The organism is Pseudomonas thivervalensis, assembly GCF_001269655.1.
Taxonomy (GTDB): Bacteria; Pseudomonadota; Gammaproteobacteria; order Pseudomonadales; family Pseudomonadaceae; genus Aquipseudomonas; species Aquipseudomonas thivervalensis.
The window spans coordinates 240,013-258,355 of record NZ_LHVE01000002.1; the positions used below are offsets into that span (position 1 = coordinate 240,013).

24 protein-coding genes are annotated in these 18,343 nt (G+C 61.2%); 13 read left to right on the top strand and 11 right to left on the bottom strand.

Annotation, left to right across the window (positions count from 1 at the left end):
- Positions 1–23: 23 nt before the first annotated feature.
- Entirely contained in the window at positions 24–548 is a 525-nt protein-coding gene (gene yjgA, locus AD659_RS03685; RefSeq protein WP_014336624.1) for a ribosome biogenesis factor YjgA, read from the bottom strand.
- Between the two features lie 108 nt (positions 549–656).
- Between yjgA and pmbA the strand changes: the two genes are divergently transcribed.
- The 6 genes from pmbA to AD659_RS03715 all read left to right on the top strand — a co-directional run bounded on the left by pmbA (position 657) and on the right by AD659_RS03715 (position 6,108).
- Positions 657–2,003 carry a metalloprotease PmbA gene (pmbA, locus tag AD659_RS03690; RefSeq protein WP_053118467.1) on the top strand — a complete coding sequence of 449 codons (1,347 nt, stop codon included), beginning with the start codon at positions 657–659 and terminating at the stop codon, positions 2,001–2,003.
- 334 nt (positions 2,004–2,337) lie between these two features.
- Positions 2,338–2,733 (top strand): hypothetical protein, encoded by a 396-nt coding sequence (locus AD659_RS03695; protein WP_053118468.1) that lies wholly within the window; start codon positions 2,338–2,340, stop codon positions 2,731–2,733.
- The gene (locus AD659_RS03700; protein WP_053118470.1) at positions 2,726–4,102 is read left to right on the top strand and encodes a class II fumarate hydratase; all 1,377 of its coding nucleotides are present in this window, start codon (positions 2,726–2,728) and stop codon (positions 4,100–4,102) included. The genes AD659_RS03695 and AD659_RS03700 overlap by 8 nt, the downstream gene beginning before the upstream one ends.
- Positions 4,103–4,131: 29 nt before the next feature.
- Positions 4,132–4,572 carry a DUF2753 family protein gene (locus AD659_RS03705; protein WP_053118472.1) on the top strand — a complete coding sequence of 147 codons (441 nt, stop codon included), beginning with the start codon at positions 4,132–4,134 and terminating at the stop codon, positions 4,570–4,572.
- Between the two features lie 2 nt (positions 4,573–4,574).
- A complete protein-coding gene (locus tag AD659_RS03710) occupies positions 4,575–5,198 on the top strand; it encodes a superoxide dismutase (protein WP_053118474.1) in 624 nt (207 codons plus the stop codon).
- Between the two features lie 19 nt (positions 5,199–5,217).
- A complete protein-coding gene (locus AD659_RS03715) occupies positions 5,218–6,108 on the top strand; it encodes a ZIP family metal transporter (RefSeq protein WP_053118476.1) in 891 nt (296 codons plus the stop codon).
- A gap of 229 nt (positions 6,109–6,337) precedes the next feature.
- Here AD659_RS03715 and AD659_RS03720 read toward each other — a convergent pair whose 3' ends face one another.
- The 10 genes from AD659_RS03720 to AD659_RS03765 form a co-directional block, all read right to left on the bottom strand.
- Positions 6,338–6,613: an HPr family phosphocarrier protein gene (locus AD659_RS03720; RefSeq protein ID WP_053118478.1), complete on the bottom strand. Its 276-nt coding sequence runs from the start codon at positions 6,611–6,613 to the stop codon at positions 6,338–6,340.
- A gap of 15 nt (positions 6,614–6,628) precedes the next feature.
- On the bottom strand, positions 6,629–7,486 hold the full coding sequence (gene rapZ, locus AD659_RS03725) for an RNase adapter RapZ (RefSeq protein WP_003197845.1): 858 nt from the start codon (positions 7,484–7,486) through the stop codon (positions 6,629–6,631).
- A gap of 3 nt (positions 7,487–7,489) precedes the next feature.
- On the bottom strand, positions 7,490–7,954 hold the full coding sequence (ptsN, locus tag AD659_RS03730) for a PTS IIA-like nitrogen regulatory protein PtsN (protein ID WP_053118480.1): 465 nt from the start codon (positions 7,952–7,954) through the stop codon (positions 7,490–7,492).
- Positions 7,955–7,966: 12 nt separating this feature from the next.
- Complete coding sequence (hpf, locus tag AD659_RS03735) at positions 7,967–8,275, bottom strand: ribosome hibernation-promoting factor, HPF/YfiA family (protein WP_053118482.1); 309 nt, start codon at positions 8,273–8,275, stop codon at positions 7,967–7,969.
- A gap of 76 nt (positions 8,276–8,351) precedes the next feature.
- Positions 8,352–9,845: an RNA polymerase factor sigma-54 gene (locus tag AD659_RS03740; RefSeq protein ID WP_053118484.1), complete on the bottom strand. Its 1,494-nt coding sequence runs from the start codon at positions 9,843–9,845 to the stop codon at positions 8,352–8,354.
- Positions 9,846–10,009: 164 nt separating this feature from the next.
- Positions 10,010–10,735, bottom strand: a complete 726-nt coding sequence (gene lptB / locus AD659_RS03745; protein ID WP_053118485.1) for an LPS export ABC transporter ATP-binding protein — start codon at positions 10,733–10,735, stop codon at positions 10,010–10,012.
- On the bottom strand, positions 10,735–11,283 hold the full coding sequence (lptA, locus tag AD659_RS03750) for a lipopolysaccharide transport periplasmic protein LptA (RefSeq protein ID WP_053118488.1): 549 nt from the start codon (positions 11,281–11,283) through the stop codon (positions 10,735–10,737). Before lptA ends, lptB begins: the two co-directional genes overlap by 1 nt.
- A complete protein-coding gene (gene lptC / locus AD659_RS03755; RefSeq protein ID WP_053118489.1) occupies positions 11,270–11,839 on the bottom strand; it encodes an LPS export ABC transporter periplasmic protein LptC in 570 nt (189 codons plus the stop codon). Before lptC ends, lptA begins: the two co-directional genes overlap by 14 nt.
- A gap of 7 nt (positions 11,840–11,846) precedes the next feature.
- Positions 11,847–12,371 carry a KdsC family phosphatase gene (locus AD659_RS03760; protein ID WP_053118491.1) on the bottom strand — a complete coding sequence of 175 codons (525 nt, stop codon included), beginning with the start codon at positions 12,369–12,371 and terminating at the stop codon, positions 11,847–11,849.
- A complete protein-coding gene (locus AD659_RS03765; protein ID WP_053118493.1) occupies positions 12,372–13,346 on the bottom strand; it encodes a KpsF/GutQ family sugar-phosphate isomerase in 975 nt (324 codons plus the stop codon).
- 273 nt (positions 13,347–13,619) lie between these two features.
- On the opposite strand from AD659_RS03765, the gene AD659_RS03770 reads away from it, so the two are divergent.
- From AD659_RS03770 to murA, 7 genes are all read left to right on the top strand, one after another.
- Positions 13,620–14,429: an ATP-binding cassette domain-containing protein gene (locus AD659_RS03770; protein ID WP_053118495.1), complete on the top strand. Its 810-nt coding sequence runs from the start codon at positions 13,620–13,622 to the stop codon at positions 14,427–14,429.
- Positions 14,429–15,226, top strand: a complete 798-nt coding sequence (gene mlaE, locus AD659_RS03775; protein ID WP_053118497.1) for a lipid asymmetry maintenance ABC transporter permease subunit MlaE — start codon at positions 14,429–14,431, stop codon at positions 15,224–15,226. The genes AD659_RS03770 and mlaE overlap by 1 nt, the downstream gene beginning before the upstream one ends.
- Positions 15,226–15,693 (top strand): outer membrane lipid asymmetry maintenance protein MlaD, encoded by a 468-nt coding sequence (mlaD, locus tag AD659_RS03780; RefSeq protein ID WP_053118499.1) that lies wholly within the window; start codon positions 15,226–15,228, stop codon positions 15,691–15,693. The genes mlaE and mlaD overlap by 1 nt, the downstream gene beginning before the upstream one ends.
- A gap of 11 nt (positions 15,694–15,704) precedes the next feature.
- Positions 15,705–16,358, top strand: coding sequence for an MlaC/ttg2D family ABC transporter substrate-binding protein (locus tag AD659_RS03785; protein ID WP_053118500.1), 654 nt, complete (start codon positions 15,705–15,707; stop codon positions 16,356–16,358).
- Positions 16,359–16,366: 8 nt separating this feature from the next.
- Positions 16,367–16,672 (top strand): STAS domain-containing protein, encoded by a 306-nt coding sequence (locus AD659_RS03790; RefSeq protein ID WP_053118765.1) that lies wholly within the window; start codon positions 16,367–16,369, stop codon positions 16,670–16,672.
- Positions 16,673–16,786: 114 nt separating this feature from the next.
- Positions 16,787–17,026, top strand: a complete 240-nt coding sequence (locus AD659_RS03795) for a BolA family protein (protein ID WP_053118501.1) — start codon at positions 16,787–16,789, stop codon at positions 17,024–17,026.
- A gap of 22 nt (positions 17,027–17,048) precedes the next feature.
- Positions 17,049–18,314 carry a UDP-N-acetylglucosamine 1-carboxyvinyltransferase gene (gene murA / locus AD659_RS03800; protein WP_003197868.1) on the top strand — a complete coding sequence of 422 codons (1,266 nt, stop codon included), beginning with the start codon at positions 17,049–17,051 and terminating at the stop codon, positions 18,312–18,314.
- Positions 18,315–18,343: the final 29 nt, after the last annotated feature.

Sequence of the window (18,343 nt, forward strand, 5' to 3'; positions counted from 1 at the left end):
GAGGGGCGTGAAGCGGGTGACACTCAGCGCAGGCCGCGTTGAGTCTCGTCCAGCTCACGGATGTACTTGAAGATTTTACGGCTCGAGGCCGGTGGCTTGTTCTGCGCCAGTTCGTGCTGGGCCTGACGGATCAGGGAGCGCAATTGCTGGCGATCGGCCTCCGGGTAGTCGATGACGAATTTTTCCAGGGTGCCGTCGTCGCCTGCGATCAAGCGATCGCGCCAGCGTTCCAGGTTGTGGAAGCGTTCGTTGTACTGCCGGGTGGAGGCATCGAGTTGATCGAGCAGCACCAGGATGGCGTCAGTGTCCTGATCGCGCATCAGTTTGCCGATGAATTGCAGGTGCCGTTTACGCGCGATATTCGCGGTGTGCTTGGGCGCATCGGCCAGGGCCCGGCGCAAGGCGTCGGTCAAGGGCAATTTGGCCAGCAAGTCAGGCTTGAGTGTTGTCAGGCGCTCGCCGAGGTCAACCAGAGCATGCAGCTCGCGTTTGACCTGGGATTTGCTTTTTTCACCCTCGTAGAGGGAGTCGTCGTAAGAATCAACCATGGTGGCAGTCCGCAAAGAAACGCCGCCATGATAACCAGTCGGGGGCCGCTTGTCCGGCCCGGTCGCTCGATGGGCGTCACCGAAAACAGAATTTGAGTGGAGAACACCATGAGTGCAGTTCAAAGCGTCGGCCCGCAAGCATTGCCGGCACTGCAGGAGCAAGTCGAGCAGATCCTGGCCGAGGCCAAGCGCCAGGGCGCCAGTGCCTGTGAAGTGGCTGTATCGCTGGAGCAGGGCCTGTCGACGTCGGTGCGCCAGCGCGAGGTGGAAACCGTCGAATTCAATCGCGACCAGGGGTTTGGCATCACCTTGTACGTGGGCCAGCGCAAGGGTTCGGCCAGCACCTCGGCCAGCGGCCCGGACGCCATTCGCGAAACCGTTGCCGCAGCACTGGCGATTGCCCAGCACACCTCCGAAGACGAAGCCTCGGGCCTGGCCGATGCCGCGCTGATGTGCAAGGAACTGCGGGACTTTGACTTGTTCCATGCTTGGGACATCACCCCCGAGCAGGCCATCGAGCAGGCACTGCGTTGCGAAGCGGCGGCATTCGAGGCCGACAGCCGGATCAAGAACGCCGACGGCACGACGCTCAATACCCACCAGGGCTGCCGGGTCTACGGCAACAGCCACGGTTTCATCGGCGGTTATGCATCGACCCGCCACAGCCTCAGTTGCGTGATGATCGCCGAAGCCAACGGCCAGATGCAGCGCGATTACTGGTATGACGTGAGCCGCCAGGGCACCTTGCTGGCGGACCCGGTAAGCATCGGCCAGAAAGCCGCACAACGGGCGGCCAGCCGCCTGGGCGCGCGACCGGTGCCGACCTGCGAAGTGCCGGTGCTGTTTTCCGCCGAGCTGGCCGGAGGTCTGTTCGGCAGCTTCCTGTCGGCGGTGTCCGGCGGCAACCTGTACCGCAAGTCGTCGTTTCTCGAGGGCGCGCTGGGCCAGAAACTGTTCCCGGAATGGATGACCATCGACGAACGCCCGCACCTGATGCAGGCCATGGGCAGCTCGGCGTTCGACGGCGACGGCCTGGCCACCTATGCCAAGCCGTTCGTGGAAAAGGGCGAGCTGGTGTCCTACATCCTTGGCACTTATTCGGGCCGCAAACTCGGCATGCCGAGCACCGCCAATGCCGGTGGTGTGCATAACCTGTTCGTCACCCATGGCGAAGAAGACCAGGCCGCCTTGTTGCGGCGCATGGGCCGGGGCCTGCTGGTGACGGAACTGATGGGCCATGGCCTGAACATGGTCACGGGCGATTATTCCCGTGGCGCGGCGGGTTTCTGGGTCGAAAATGGCGAGATTCAGTTCCCGGTTCAGGAAGTGACCATTGCAGGCAACATGCGCGACATGTTCAAGCAGATCGTGGCTGTGGGCAATGACTTGGAATTGCGCAGCAACATCCGCACCGGCTCGGTGCTGATCGAGCGGATGACGGTGGCGGGTAGCTAACGCCCGTTCAGTAAAAAGGCGCGTCATCCCTAGGGGACGCGCCTTTTTTGTACCCGCTAATCCTGCGGCGGGGACGCTTTTGTGGCGAGGGAGCTTGCTCCCGCTGGACTGCGGCTGTAGGAGCTGTCGAGTGCAACGAGGCTGCGATCTTTCCCCATACACTTGAATCTAAAGCGAAAGATCAAGATCAAAAGATCGCAGCCTTCGGCAGCTCCTACACGCAACCGAGCGGGAGCAAGCTCCCTCGCCACAGTGAATTTTGTGCGGCTGCACGGTTGTGTTGGTTCTTATTATCATCTAATAATGAATCTCATTCGCCGAGTGAGCCCCGGTCATGAGTTCTGCCCTGCACGAACAACCCTACCTTGAAAGCTGGCGCTGGATGAGTCGCCAGATCCGTTGCGCGATGAACCCGGACGAGCCGCGGCTGATCGAGCACTACCTGGCCGAGGGCCGCTACCTGGCCTGTTGCACCGCCACGTCGCCGTGGATGATTTCCGAAACCGCCTTCCGCCTGCTGCTCGACACCGCCTCGGATGTCGCGCTGCCCTGGCATTGGCGCAGCCTCTGCCTCGACCAGGCCTGGCGTCCCCTGCGTGACCTCGAACGACAATCACTGTGCCGCTGCCGCCTCAAGCGCTGGCAGAGCCATGCCTGGGCGTTGGCGACCTGCGCCCTGGCGCCGTCGATTCCTCTTATTGAACTGGTGCAAGGATCTCCCGATGAGTAATACCCGTATCGAACGCGACAGCATGGGCGAGTTGCACGTCCCGGTGGACGCCCTCTATGGCGCCCAGACCCAGCGAGCCGTGGATAACTTCCCGGTCAGCGGCCAGCGCATGCCGGCGCCGTTCATCCGTGCCCTGATCCTGGCCAAGGCCGCAGCCGCCCGGGCCAACGTAGAGCTGGAGCAAATCAGCGTGGCCCAGGGCAAGGCCATCGTCGACGCGTCCCTGGGGCTGCTCGAAGGCCGTTACATGGATCATTTCCCGGTGGATATTTTCCAGACCGGCTCCGGCACCAGCTCCAACATGAACGCCAACGAAGTGATCGCTACCCTCGCCAGCGGTCTGCTGGGAGAGGCGGTCAACCCGAACGACCACGTCAACTGCGGCCAGAGCAGCAACGACATTATCCCCACCAGCATTCATGTCAGCGCCGCGTTGGCCTTGCATGAGCAACTGCTGCCGGCGCTGCTGCACCTGGTGCAGGTGATCGAGCGCAAGGGCGAAGAAGTCCACCCGTTCATCAAGACTGGCCGCACCCACCTGATGGACGCCATGCCGGTGCGCCTGAGTCAGGTGCTCGACGGTTGGGCGCAGCAGCTCAAGGCCAATATCGGCCACTTGCAGGACCTGCTGCCGAGTCTGCAATCCCTGGCCCAGGGTGGTACGGCAGTGGGGACCGGAGTCAACGCCCATCCGCGCTTCGCCGAGTTGTTCAGCCAGCAACTGACGCAATTGACCCAGGTGCAATTCACCCCGGGCAAGAACCTGTTCGCGCTGATCGGCTCCCAGGACACCGCCGTGGCGGTTTCCGGGCAGCTCAAGACCACGGCCGTGTCGCTGATGAAAATCGCCAATGACCTGCGCTGGATGAATTCCGGGCCGTTGGCGGGCCTGGGCGAGATTGAACTCGAGGGCTTGCAACCGGGTTCCTCGATCATGCCGGGCAAGGTCAACCCGGTCATTCCCGAAGCCACCGCGATGGTCGCGGCCCAGGTGATCGGCAACGACACGGTGATCACCATCGCCGGTCAATCGGGCAACTTCGAATTGAACGTGATGCTGCCCATCATCGCCCAGAACCTGCTGAGCAGCATCACCCTGATGTCCACCGCCAGCCGCTTGCTCGCGGACAAGGCCATCGCCACGTTCAAGGTCAACGAAGCCAGGCTCAAGGAAGCGTTGTCGCGCAACCCGATCCTGGTGACCGCGTTGAATCCGATCATCGGTTACCAGAAGGCCGCTGAAATCGCCAAGAAGGCGTATCAGCAGGGCCGGCCGGTCATCGATGTCGCCTTGGAACACACCGACCTGACCCGCAGCGAACTCGAAGTCCTGCTGGACCCGGAGAAGCTCACCGCCGGCGGCGTGTAACCCCCCGACACCTGTGTGGAGGACTCATCATGGAACACTGGAAACGTACGATCGAACGGGCCAATCGCTGTTTCATGCAAGGCGAGCTGGTGGATGCCCGCGAAGCCTACCTGCAAGCCCTGGCGCTGGCCCAAGTGTTGTTCGAGCGCTGGGCGGATGCCGACGAAGCCGTGGCCGCCTGCGTCGTCTCCCATCACAACCTGGCGGACCTGCACCTGCGCCTGAACCAGCCGGAGGAGAGCGCCGAATACTTGTGTGCGATCCACCAGCGGTTATTGCAGACGATGCAGGACGAACGCCTGGCGCCGGCCCTGCGCGCCGCCGCGCAACGCCAGAGCCACAAGACCTATGTCGAACTGCTGAATTTCATCAGCGAGCACGGTGAGTACCCCCGCACCCAGCGCCTGCTGCACTGCAATGCCGCCACGCCCCGGCAGCGCAATGCCCCTCTTCATCATGGAGTTCATTGAACATGGCTTTTACCTTGCCTGCATTGCCTTACGCCTACGACGCCCTGGAACCGCACATCGATGCGCAAACCATGGAGATCCACTACACCAAGCACCACCAGACCTACATCAATAACCTCAACGCGGCGGTGGACGGCACCGAATACGCCGAGTGGCCCGTCGAACAACTGGTGTCCCGCGTGGAGCAGTTGCCACAAAGCCTGAAGGCCGCGGTGATCAACCAGGGCGGTGGCCACGCCAACCATTCGTTGTTCTGGGAGGTGATGACGCCCCAAGGCGGCGGCCAGCCCGAGGGCGCCCTGGCGGCGGCGATCGATGCGCAACTGGGCGGTATCGAGCGCTTCAAGGAAGCGTTCACCAAAGCGGCACTGACCCGTTTCGGCAGTGGCTGGGCCTGGTTGAGCGTGACCCCGCAAAAGACCTTGGTGGTGGAAAGCAGCGGCAACCAGGACAGCCCGTTGATGAATGGCAATACGCCGATTCTTGGCCTGGACGTCTGGGAGCACGCCTATTACCTGCGCTACCAGAACCGTCGTCCGGAATACATCAATGCGTTCTACAACGTGATCAATTGGCCTGAAGTCGCCCGACGTTATCAGGCGGCGCTGGCTTCGAGTCCTTCATGAACGCAATCCAAGGCTGACTATGGATACTCAAACACTGGCGATTGGAAGCGGACGCATGTTCCGCTATGCCTTGGGGTCGCTGTTGCTGTTGGCAGGAATGACGTTGTTGGCAGCCCAGGGCCTGGCGTGGCTGGACCTGGAGCCCAGGTTGTTGCGGGCGCTTCAAGGAGGCGGGCTGTGTGCCTTGGGCACCGCGTTGGGGGCCGTGCCGGTGCTGGTGATCCGGCGCATGCCCCAGGCCGTGAGCGATTCGCTGCTGGGCTTCGGTGCCGGGGTGATGCTTGCCGCCACGGCGTTTTCGCTGATCGTGCCGGGCATTGCCGCGGCCGAGCAACTGGGACTCACGCCTTGGGCGGCCAGTGGCGTTATCTGTTTTGGCATTATGTCAGGCGCGTTCGGGCTGTACCTGGTGGACCGCAAGGTCTCGGCCAGCCCCGAAAGGCTGGTCGTGGTGCCAGGACGTCCGATCATTGCGCCGCGGATCTGGTTGTTCGTGTTTGCCATCATCGCCCACAACATTCCGGAAGGCATGGCGGTAGGCGTGTCGGCGGGCGGCGGCATGCCGGATGCCGACAGCCTGGCGATGGGCATCGCCTTGCAGGATGTTCCCGAAGGGCTGGTGATCGCGCTGGTGCTGGCGACAGCGGGCATGTCGCGGGTCAAGGCGTTCCTGATCGGCGCCGCATCAGGGTTGGTCGAGCCCGTGTTCGCGCTGCTGTGCGCCTGGTTGGTGAGCCTGGCTGAAATGCTCTTGCCCCTGGGCCTGGCGTTGGCGGCGGGGGCGATGCTACTGGTGGTGACCCACGAGGTCATTCCCGAATCCCGCCGCAATGGTCACGAGAAACTGGCGAGCCTGGGGTTGTTGGTGGGGTTTTGTCTGATGATGGTGTTGGATACGGCGTTGGCCTGATGCAATCCAAGGACTATGCGTTTGTGCCGTTGTGGCGGGGGAGCTTGCTCCCGCTGGCCTGCGGCTGTAGGAGCTGTCGAGTGCAACGAGGCTGCGATCTTTCCCCAGACACTTGAATCTAAAGCGAAGGATCAAGATCAAAAGATCGCAGCCTTCGGCAGCTCCTACACGCAGCCGAGCGGGAGCAAGCTCCCTCGCCACAACGAGCTCGGTTTGAGTCCTGGGGCAGTTACTCGCCTTCGTCGAAGTAGTTGTTAATCAGCGCCACCAGCGCATCCATCGCTTCTTGCGCCTGCTCCCCTTCAGTGCTCAGGTGAATCCTGGTGCCCTTGCCGGCGGCGAGCATCATCATCGCCATGATGCTTTTACCATCGACCGTGGACTCTGGCGTACGCCCGACCCTGATCGTGGTATCTGGAAACTTCCCCGCCACACCTACAAATTTTGCCGACGCACGGGCATGCAAACCCAGCTTGTTGATGATTTCAATTTCCCGAGCAGGCATCGCGATGTGAATCCTTTAGCTGAGGTCGCGGTGGCGAACCTGGACGTTCTTCAGGGATTGTTGCAGGAGCTGACCCAGGCGTTCGGTCAGGTAGACGGAGCGGTGATGGCCGCCGGTACAACCTATGGCAATCGTGACGTAGGCGCGATTACTCGCGGCAAAGCGGGGTAGCCATTTGAGCAGGTAGCTGGAGATGTCCTGGTACATTTCCTCGACATCGGGCTGTGCGGCCAGGTAATCGATCACCGGTTGGTCGAGCCCGGACTGCGCGCGCAATTCCGGCTTCCAATACGGGTTGGGCAGGCAGCGCACGTCGAACACCAGGTCGGCGTCTACTGGCATGCCACGTTTGAAACCGAACGACTCCACCAGGAACGCCGTGCCCGGTTCCGGCTGGTTCAGCAGGCGCAGCTTGATCGTGTCGCGCAACTGATACAGGTTCAGGTGCGTGGTGTTGACCTTCAGGTCGGCCAAGTCGGCAATCGGCCCGAGCAACTGGCTTTCATCCTCGATGGCTTCGGCCAGGGAGCGGTTGGCGTTGCTTAGCGGGTGACGCCGACGGGTTTCGGAAAAACGCTTGAGCAGCGTCTCTTCATCGGCATCCAGGTACAGCACGTCGCATTGGATATGGCGGCTGCGCACTTCCTCGAGCAGTTCAGGAAAGCGCGACAGGTGGCTCGGCAGGTTACGCGCGTCGATGGACACCGCCACCAGCGGCTGCGCCAGCTCGGTGTGGATCAGGGCGCGCTCGGCCAGTTCCGGTAGCAGGCCGGCGGGCAAGTTATCGATGCAATAGTAGCCGCTGTCCTCAAGCACGTTGAGGGCCGTGCTTTTACCGGAGCCGGAGCGGCCACTGACGATAATCATGCGCATGTTTTAATGACCGTTCTGCTCGTCCAGGACGACCTGGTACAACGCTTCGTTATTCGGTGCGCTGCGCAGTTTTTCGCGCACTTCCTTGCGGTCCAGCATGCTGGCGATCTGGCGCAGCAGCTCGAGGTGCGCATCGGTCGCCGCTTCCGGTACCAGCAATACAAACAGCAGGTCGACCGGGGCGCCGTCGATGGCGTCGAAATCTATAGCGGTTTCAAGGTGCAGCAGCGCGCTGATCGGCGCGGTACAGCCCTTGAGACGGCAATGAGGAATGGCGATGCCGTTGCCAAAACCGGTGGAACCCAGTTTTTCACGGGCAACCAGGGCCTCGAAGACGTCCTGCATTTCCAGATCCGGCACTTCGCGGTGGATCAGGTTGGCGATTTGTTCGAGGGCTTTCTTTTTACTGCCACCCGGCGCGTTCACCTGGGAACGGCCGGGGGTCAGGATGGTTTCTAGTCGGATCATGGATTGGGGGGGTTAACGACCGGTTGCGCCTTGGAGCACGCTCTGGGTCTTTTCCTTATGCTTTTTGAGTTGGCGATCCAGCTTGTCGGTCAGCAGGTCAATCGCGGCATACATGTCTGTGTGCTCCGCGTTGGCAACCACTTCTCCGCCGGGGATATGCAGCGTGGCTTCGATTTTCTGCAGCAGCTTCTCGACGTTCAGGATGACCTGCACGTTGGTGATCTTGTCGAAATGCCTTTCCAATCGGGCGAGTTTTTCGCCGATGTAGTTGCGCAGGGGTTCGGTCACTTCCAGTTGGTGTCCACTGATGTTGACTTGCATACAGCTTCTCCTTCGTTGCCAGTGCATAAAGCGGCAGGCAGAAATGCCTGCCACTGGAACGCTGTGGCGTGGCCTGTTACATCAACCGCTTGCGTTCGCTCGAAGGCGCGATCCCGAGGGATTCACGGTATTTGGCGACGGTACGGCGGGCCACCTGAATGCCTTGTGCCTCCAGTAAACCAGCGATCTTGCTGTCACTCAACGGCTTTTTCTGATTTTCCGCGGCCACCAGTTTTTTGATGATCGCGCGGATGGCCGTGGACGAGCATTCGCCGCCTTCGGAGGTGCTGACGTGACTGGAGAAAAAGTATTTCAATTCATAGATGCCCCGGGGGGTATGCATGAATTTCTGAGTGGTCACCCGGGAAATCGTCGACTCGTGCATGCCCACCGCCTCGGCAATGTCATGCAGGACCAACGGTTTCATCGCTTCATCGCCGTACTCCAGGAAGCCGCGCTGATGCTCGACGATCTGGGTGGCAACCTTCATCAGGGTTTCGTTGCGGCTCTGCAGGCTCTTGATGAACCAGCGCGCTTCCTGCAACTGGTTGCGCATGAAGGTGTTGTCGGCACTGGTGTCGGCGCGCTTGACGAAACCGGCGTACTGGGCGTTTACCCGCAGCTTGGGTACCGACTCCTGGTTGAGTTCCACCAGCCAGCGATCATTGTGCTTGCGCACGATCACGTCCGGGACTACGTATTCGGGTTCGGTGGATTCGATCTGCGAGCCTGGGCGCGGATTGAGGCTTTGCACCAGCTCGATGACCTGGCGCAGCTCATCTTCCTTGAGCTTCATGCGACGCATCAGTTGGCTGTAGTCGCGGCCGCCCAACAAGTCGATGTAATCGGTGACCAATCGCTTGGCTTCGGCCAGCCAAGGCGTCTTGGGCGACAATTGGCGCAGTTGCAGCAACAGGCACTCGCCCAGGTTGCGGGCGCCGATGCCGGCCGGTTCGAACTGCTGGATGCGATGGAGGACGGCTTCGATCTCGTCCAGCTCGATGTCGAGCTCGGGGTCGAAGGCTTCGAGGATTTCTTCGAGGGTCTCGTCCAGGTAGCCCTGGTTGTTGATGCAATCGATCAGGGTCACGGCGATCAGGCGATCGGTGTCGGACATCGGCGCCAGGTTCAGTTGCCACAGCAAGTGGCTTTGCAGGCTCTCGCCGGCCGAGGTGCGGGTGGTGAAGTCCCACTCGTCGTCATCGCTGCTGGGCAGGTTGCTGGCGCTGGTCTGGTAGACATCTTCCCAGGCCGTGTCCACGGGCAGCTCGTTGGGAATGCGTTCGTTCCATTCGCCATCCTCGAGGTTATCCACCGTCGGGGCGGCTTCCTGGTAGGACGGTTCGGGGATCTCGGTGTTGGTCTTCTGCTCGACGTTGTCGGCCAGCGGATCGGTGTTATCGAAGTCGTCGCCTTCTTCCTGGCGTTCGAGCATCGGATTGGACTCCAGCGCCTCCTGGATTTCCTGTTGCAGGTCCAGGGTCGACAATTGGAGCAGGCGGATGGCCTGTTGCAGCTGCGGTGTCATCGTCAGCTGCTGGCCCATTCTCAAGACTAGCGATGGTTTCATGGCAGGGGCTTAACACCTTATTAGCCGGCGCACATGCGCCATCCACTACAGGGCGCCGAGGCGCCAAACTTAAGCAAATTATATGCCTGAAACTGGAGTGTTTGCCTAGAGCGTCGCCATAATAAAATTAAACGACGCTCGGGCGATTCGCCAGATACGTTGGCTTACAGGCGGAACTCGTGGCCCAGATACACTTCCTTGACCAGCTCGTTGGCCAGGATCGCTGCGGAGTCACCTTCGGCAATCAACTGGCCGTCATTGACAATGTAGGCGGTTTCGCAGATATCCAGGGTCTCGCGCACGTTGTGGTCGGTGATCAGCACACCGATGCCCTTGGCCTTGAGATGATGGATGATCTGCTTGATGTCGCCCACGGAGATCGGGTCCACGCCGGCGAACGGTTCGTCAAGCAGGATGAACTTCGGTGCGGTGGCCAGGGCGCGGGCGATTTCCACGCGGCGCCGTTCACCACCGGACAGGCTCATGCCTAGGTTGTCGCGAATGTGGCTGATGTGGAATTCCTGCAACAGGCTTTCCAGCTCCTGGCGACGGCCGGCCTTGTCGAGTTCCTTGCGGGTCTCGAGGATTGCCATGATGTTGTCGGCGACCGATAGTTTGCGGAAGATCGATGCTTCTTGCGGCAAATAGCCGATACCGGCCTTTGCCCGACCGTGCATCGGCTGGTGGCTGACATCCAGGTCGTCGATCAGTACGCGCCCCTGATCGGCCTGGACCAGGCCGACGATCATGTAGAAGCAGGTGGTCTTGCCCGCGCCGTTGGGGCCGAGCAGGCCGACGATCTGGCCGCTGTCGATGGACAGGCTGACATCACGTACGACTTGACGGCTCTTGTAGCTCTTGGCCAGGTGCTGAGCTTTCAGAGTTGCCATTACTGGGCCTTCTGCTCGTCGGTTTTCTTTTTCGGCTGGATCACCATGTCGATGCGCGGACGCGACTCGGTCACCTTGCTGCCGGTGGCGCGACCGGCGCTGGCCAGTTTCTTGACCGTGTCGTAGACGATTTTCTCGCCCTGGGTCACGTTGTTGTCCTTGTCGACGACCTTGGCACGGTCGATCAGGACCACGCGATCCTTGGAGGCGTGGTACTGGATGGTGACTCCGTAGCCTTGTACCGGCTTGGTATCGCCCGCGGTTTGCATCTGCTCGAAATAGGCCAGGCTGCCCACCGAGGTCACCACGTCGATATCGCCGGTCGGCGTGCGGGTGATGGTCACGGTGTTGCCGGTGACCTTCATCGAACCCTGGGTGATGATCACATCGCCCTTATAGGTGGCGACGCCATTCTTGTCGTCGAGTTGGGCGTCATCGGCCTGGATGCGGATAGGCTGGTCGCGGTCGGTGGGAAGAGCCCAGGCGCTCGCGCTTCCCAGTGCTGCGCCCAGACTGAGCAAAAAAGGGAGGGTTTTAGCGAGCTTCATACTGTCCTCTTACGTTCGATAGCAGGTGTATCCTGCTTTCCTTCAAATACGCTTTCATTCCCGTGCCGGTCGACACGCCCCCGGCGCCGTCGATTCTAACGGGTTGCTCGGTCTGCGCATATTCTTGCTGTGGGAACACGGTCATGCGTGTACTGGTGATGATGGTCGTGCGGTTTTTCTCGTCGGTTCGGGCGATGCGTACCGAGTCGATCAGTTCCACTTCGGTGCCGCCGGAATTGACTTCGGCGTGCTCGCTCTGCACATGCCACGGGAACTCGGTGCCGCGGAACATGTTCAGGTCCGGCTTGGTGACCAGCGTAATGTCAGTGGCCTTTACGTGGTCGACCTTGTCGGATGTCATCTCATATTGCACCTTGCCGTCAGGCAGGTACTGCAGCGTGTGGGTGTTGGTCGCGTACCAGTCGATCCGATCCTCGACCTGGGCCGCTGGCTGGTCGAGAAACCGTTCGGGGCTGATGTTCCAATAGCCCACCGCGGCGAAAATCGCCGCGATACAGGCAAACACCACGATGGTGCGAATCTTTTTGCTCAGCATAAATGGCTCACAGGTACGCGGCGTTGGCCGCTTCGAGGTGGCCCTGGGCGCGCAGGATCAGTTCGCAGAATTCGCGGGCGGCGCCTTCGCCGCCTCGCGCCGTGGTGATGCCGTGGGCGTGCTCGCGCACGAAACTGGCCGCGTTGGCGACCGCCATGCCCAGGCCGACCCGGCGAATGACCGGCAGGTCCGGCAGGTCATCACCGAGGTAGGCCACCTGTTCATAGCTTAGGTTGAGTTGGCCCAGAAGCTCGTCCAGCACTACCAGTTTGTCTTCGCGCCCCTGGTAAAGGTGCGGGATGCCGAGGTTCTTCGCGCGCCGCTCGACCACCGGGGTCTTGCGGCCACTGATGATAGCGGTCTGCACGCCGGCGGCCATCAACATCTTGATGCCCTGGCCGTCGAGGGTGTTGAAGGTCTTGAACTCGCTGCCGTCTTCGAGGAAGTACAGGCGACCGTCGGTCAGCACCCCATCCACATCGAATACGGCCAGCTTGATGGCTTTGCCCCGTTGCAACAGGTCTGTGTTCATTTACATGACTCCCGCACGTAGCAGATCGTGCATGTTCAAGGCGCCTACCGGACGGTCGTTGTCATCGACGACCACCAGGGCGCTGATCTTGTGGTCTTCCATGATTTTCAAGGCTTCGGCAGCGAGCATCTCGGCGCGGGCGGTCTTGCCGTGGGGCGTCATGACTTGTTCGATGGTCGCGCTGTGGATATCGATGGTGCGGTCCAGGGTGCGGCGCAGGTCGCCGTCGGTGAAGATCCCGGCGAGCGTGCCGTCAGTCTCCAGCACTACGGTCATGCCCAGTCCCTTGCGGGTCATCTCCATGAGCGCGTCCTTGAGCAACGTGCCACGCACAACCTGTGGCAATTCCTGGCCGGCGTGCATCACGTTCTCGACTTTCAGCAGCAGGCGACGGCCGAGGGCGCCACCGGGATGGGAGAAGGCGAAGTCTTCCGCGGTGAAGCCCCGGGCTTCCAGCAGCGCCACGGCCAGGGCGTCGCCCATGACCAGGGCTGCGGTGGTTGAAGAGGTCGGTGCCAGGTTCAATGGGCAGGCTTCGTGTTCGACATGGACATTGAGGTTCACTTCGGCGGCCTTGGCCAGCGGCGAGTCCGGGTTGCCGGTCATGCTGATCAACTGGATGCCCAGGCGTTTGATCAACGGCAGCAACGTGATGATTTCATTGGTGGAACCGGAGTTGGACAAGGCCAGGATGACGTCGTCCCGGGTGATCATGCCCATGTCACCGTGGCTGGCCTCGGCCGGGTGGACAAAAAAGGCCGTGGTGCCGGTGCTGGCGAGGGTGGCGGCGATCTTGTTGCCGATGTGCCCGGACTTGCCCATGCCGACTACGACCACGCGGCCCTTGCTGGCCAGAATCATCTCGCAGGCGCGTACGAAATCAGCGTCGATATGGGCCAGCAAGCCTTGCACGGCTTCAAGCTCGAGGCGGATGGTACGTTGTGCCGATTGAATCAGGTCGCTGGATTGGTTCATGTCGAAATCGTATAGCCCGATGAAAAGGCGGCGATTATAGCGACAATGAACAATTCCCTCACGTAAGTTCGTCATGCTTTGTTCAAGGGATCGCAAGGTTCGACATAAAATGTGGCTTTTTACCTTAAGCCAGGCTTAACGGGCGGGGCGTTGGCCTTGGGCGCTTGGCTGTTGCAGTGATATAGTTCGCCGCCGGTTCGCATGCCCGGCGGTACCGGCGCTTGTCGGCTGCCCAGGGCATTGGAATGTGAGGCTGCATCGCAAGGAGTTTAGATGAGTGCCGACAACGCCTACGCGGTCGAGCTGAAGGGGCTGTCCTTCAAGCGAGGGACGCGCAGCATTTTCAATGACATCGATATTCGCATACCACGGGGCAAGGTCACCGGCATCATGGGGCCTTCCGGGTGTGGCAAGACCACGTTGCTGCGGTTGATGGGGGCACAGTTGCGTCCCAGCGCCGGCGAAGTCTGGGTCAATGGCCAGAATCTTCCCGAATTGTCTCGTAGCGACCTGTTCGATGCGCGCAAGCACATGGGCGTATTGTTCCAGAGCGGCGCATTGTTTACCGACCTCGATGTATTCGAGAACGTGGCGTTCCCGTTGCGGGTCCACACCGACCTGCCGGAAGAGATGATCCGCGACATCGTCCTGCTCAAATTGCAGGCCGTCGGGCTGCGCGGCGCCATCGACCTGATGCCGGACGAGCTGTCCGGCGGCATGAAGCGTCGTGTCGCGCTGGCGCGGGCGATTGCCCTCGATCCGAAGATCCTCATGTACGACGAACCCTTCGTCGGCCAGGACCCGATCGCCATGGGCGTGCTCGTGCGCCTGATCCGCCTGCTCAACGATGCGCTGGGCATCACCAGTATCGTGGTTTCCCACGACCTGGCCGAAACCGCGAGCATCGCCGACTACATCTATGTGGTCGGCGATAGCCAGGTGCTGGGGCAGGGCACGCCGCAGGAACTGGCGGATTCGGATAACCCGCGCATCCGCCAATTCATGAAAGGTGATCCGGACGGGCCGGTGGCGTTCCATTTCCCGGCCACGGATTACCGTACCGATCTGCTGGGGAAGCGCTGATGCGCAAGAAAACACTGTTGGAAAGAATTCGCCTGTTCGGTCGCTCCGGCATCGACGTGTTGGCCGTGCTGGGGCGTTCCTCGTTGTTCCTGATGCACGCCTTGCTCGGTCGCAACTCGACCGGTGGCGGCTTTGGCTTGCTGGTCAAGCAGTTGCACTCGGTGGGCGTGATGTCCCTGGTGATCATCGTCGTCTCCGGGATCTTCATCGGCATGGTGCTGGCCCTGCAAGGCTTCAGCATTTTGTCCAGCTACGGTTCGGAGCAGGCGGTCGGGCAGATGGTGGCCCTGACGCTGCTGCGCGAGCTCGGCCCCGTGGTGACCGCGCTGCTGTTCGCCGGGCGGGCCGGTTCGGCGCTGACGGCTGAAATCGGCAACATGAAGTCCACCGAGCAGTTGTCCAGCCTGGAAATGATCGGCGTCGACCCGCTCAAGTACATCATTGCCCCGCGCCTGTGGGCCGGCTTCATTTCCCTGCCGGTGCTGGCGATGATCTTCAGTGTCGTGGGGATCTGGGGCGGCTCGTGGGTGGCCGTCGACTGGCTGGGGGTCTATGAAGGTTCCTACTGGTCGAACATGCAGAACAGCGTCGATTTCCTCGACGATGTCCTCAATGGCGTGGTCAAAAGTGCCGTGTTCGCGTTCGTCGTGACCTGGATCGCCGTGTTTCAAGGCTATGACTGTGAGCCCACTTCAGAGGGGATCAGCCGTGCCACAACCAAGACCGTGGTGTACGCCTCGCTGGCGGTCCTGGGCCTCGACTTTATTCTGACCGCCTTGATGTTTGGAGATTTCTGATGCAAAACCGCACCCTGGAAATCGGTGTCGGCCTTTTCTTGCTGGCTGGCATCCTGGCTTTGCTGCTGCTGGCCCTGCGGGTCAGTGGACTGGCGCCGACGGCAAGCACCGATACCTATAAACTTTATGCCAACTTCGACAATATCGCCGGTTTGACGGTCAGAGCCAAGGTGACCATGGCCGGTGTCACGATCGGCAAGGTCACGGCAATCGATCTGAACCGCGAGGATTTCACCGGTCGGGTAACGCTGCAGCTGGAAAAGCGCGTGGACAACCTGCCGACTGATTCCACTGCATCTATCCTCACGGCTGGGCTGCTGGGCGAGAAGTACATTGGCATCAGCGTGGGTGGTGAAGACGCCGTGCTCAAGGACGGTGGCGTCATCCACGACACGCAGTCGTCCCTGGTGCTCGAGGACCTGATCGGTAAATTCCTGCTCAATACCGTTAGCAAAGACGCCAAATGAGGAGCTTTTGAATGATCTCTATCTTGCGACGTAGCCTGCTGGTGCTGCTCGCGGCGCTGCCGTTGATGGCCAACGCCGTGGCCGCGCCTTCGGCCCATGACATTATCCAGGACACGACCACCCGGTTGCTGGCGGACCTTGCCGCCAATAAAGAAAAGTACAAGCAGGACCCCAGTGCGTTCTATGACGCGTTGAACGGTATCGTCGGCCCCGTGGTGGACGCCGATGGCATCTCCAAGAGCATCATGACGGTCAAGTACTCGCGCAAGGCAACCCCGGCGCAGATGACCCGCTTCCAGGAGAACTTCAAGCGCAGCCTGATGCAGTTCTATGGCAACGCCTTGCTGGAATACAACAACCAGGGCATCACCGTTTCGCCGGCCAAGGACGAAAGTGGCAACCGCACCAGCGTCGACATGCAGGTCAAGGGCAACAACGGCGCGGTCTATCCTGTGTCCTACACGCTGGAAAAAATCAACGGCGAGTGGAAGGTGCGCAACGTGATCATCAATGGCATCAACATCGGCAAGCTGTTCCGTGATCAGTTCGCCGACGCCATGCAGCGCAATGGCAGCGACCTGGACAAGACCATCGACGGCTGGGCCGGCGAAGTCGCCAAGGCCAAGGAAGTGACCGAAGAAGCCAAAGAGAAGCAGGAACAATGATCGAGTCGGTGAGTGAGTCGGCCGTTCGTCTGGGCGGAGCCGGTGAGCTGCTGCTCAGCGGCGTGCTGGACTATCGCACCGGCCCGGCCTTGCGCAAGCAGGGCCAGGCGCTGATCAAGTCCGTCGGCGCCGCCGAGGTGGTCATTGATTGCTCGGCGGTGCAGAAGTCCAGCAGTGTCGGCTTGTCGCTGCTGCTGTGTTTCATGCGGGACGCCAAGGCGGCCGGCAAAACGTGGAGCATCCGTGGGATGCCCGAAGACATGCGCGAAATAGCCCAGGTCAGCGAACTGACCGAGTTGTTGGCGCACCCCTGACCCACATCCTTGGAAAAGCCCCCCGTCAGAGTCCTGCTTAGCGGGGTTCGCAGGCGCGGGGCTTTTTTGTATGATGTGCGACCCGCGCGCACAGGGCGCCGATTGAGGTTGAGCATGCAGGCTGTAGAAGTGAAGAGCTTCCTTGAAGGAAAGCTGCCTGGTACGCAGGTGGAGGTTGAAGGCGAAGGCTGCAACTTCCAGCTGAATGTGATCAGCGATGAACTGGCGACGATGAGTCCAGTGAAGCGTCAGCAGAGCATCTATGCCCATTTGAACCCATGGATCGCCGATGGCAGCATCCACGCGGTCACGATGAAATTTTTCAGCAGCGCGGCCTGGGCCGAGCGCACCTGAGCCCAAGGGCCTCGAGATTCTTATGGATAAACTGATTATTACCGGCGGCGTTCGTCTTGATGGCGAAATCCGTATTTCCGGGGCAAAGAACTCCGCCCTGCCAATCCTGGCCGCGACCCTGCTGTGCGACGGTCCCGTGACCGTGGCCAACCTGCCGCACCTGCACGACATCACCACGATGATCGAGCTGTTCGGCCGCATGGGCATCGAGCCGGTGATCGACGAGAAGCTCAGCGTCGAGATCGACCCGCGCACCATCAAGACCCTGGTCGCCCCGTACGAGCTGGTGAAAACCATGCGTGCGTCGATCCTGGTACTGGGCCCGATGGTCGCCCGCTTCGGTGAAGCCGAAGTGGCCTTGCCTGGCGGTTGCGCCATCGGCTCGCGTCCGGTGGACCTGCACATCCGCGGCCTGGAAGCCATGGGCGCGGTGATCGACGTCGAAGGCGGCTACATCAAGGCCAAGGCGCCGGAAGGCGGCTTGCGCGGTGCGCACTTCTTCTTCGATACCGTCAGCGTGACCGGTACCGAGAACATCATGATGGCCGCCGCACTGGCCAAGGGCCGCAGCGTGCTGCAAAACGCTGCGCGCGAGCCTGAAGTGGTCGACCTGGCGAACTTCCTGATCGCCATGGGCGCGAAGATCAGCGGCGCCGGCACCGACACCATCACCATCGATGGCGTCGAGCGCCTGCACTCGGCCACCTACAAGGTGATGCCGGACCGGATCGAAACCGGCACCTACCTGGTGGCCGCCGCCGTCACCGGTGGCCGCGTCAAGGTCAAGGACACCGATCCGACCATCCTCGAAGCCGTCCTGGAGAAACTCAAGGAAGCCGGTGCCGAAGTCACCTGCGGCGAAGACTGGATCGAAGTGAACATGCACGGCAAGCGGCCCAAGGCCGTCAACGTGCGGACCGCGCCGTACCCAGCGTTCCCGACCGACATGCAGGCGCAGTTCATCTCCCTCAACGCCATTGCCGAAGGCACCGGCGCGGTGATCGAGACGATCTTCGAAAACCGTTTCATGCACGTCTACGAACTGCACCGCATGGGCGCCAAGATCCAGGTCGAAGGCAACACGGCCATCGTCACCGGCACCGAGAAGCTCAAGGGCGCGCCAGTCATGGCCACCGACCTGCGGGCCTCGGCCAGCCTGGTCATCTCGGCCTTGGTTGCCGAAGGCGATACACTGATCGACCGCATCTACCACATCGACCGTGGCTACGAGTGCATCGAAGAAAAACTGCAGATGCTCGGCGCCAAGATCCGCCGCGTACCGGGCTAGTTCCGGCTGCATGGGCATAGGGATGTGCC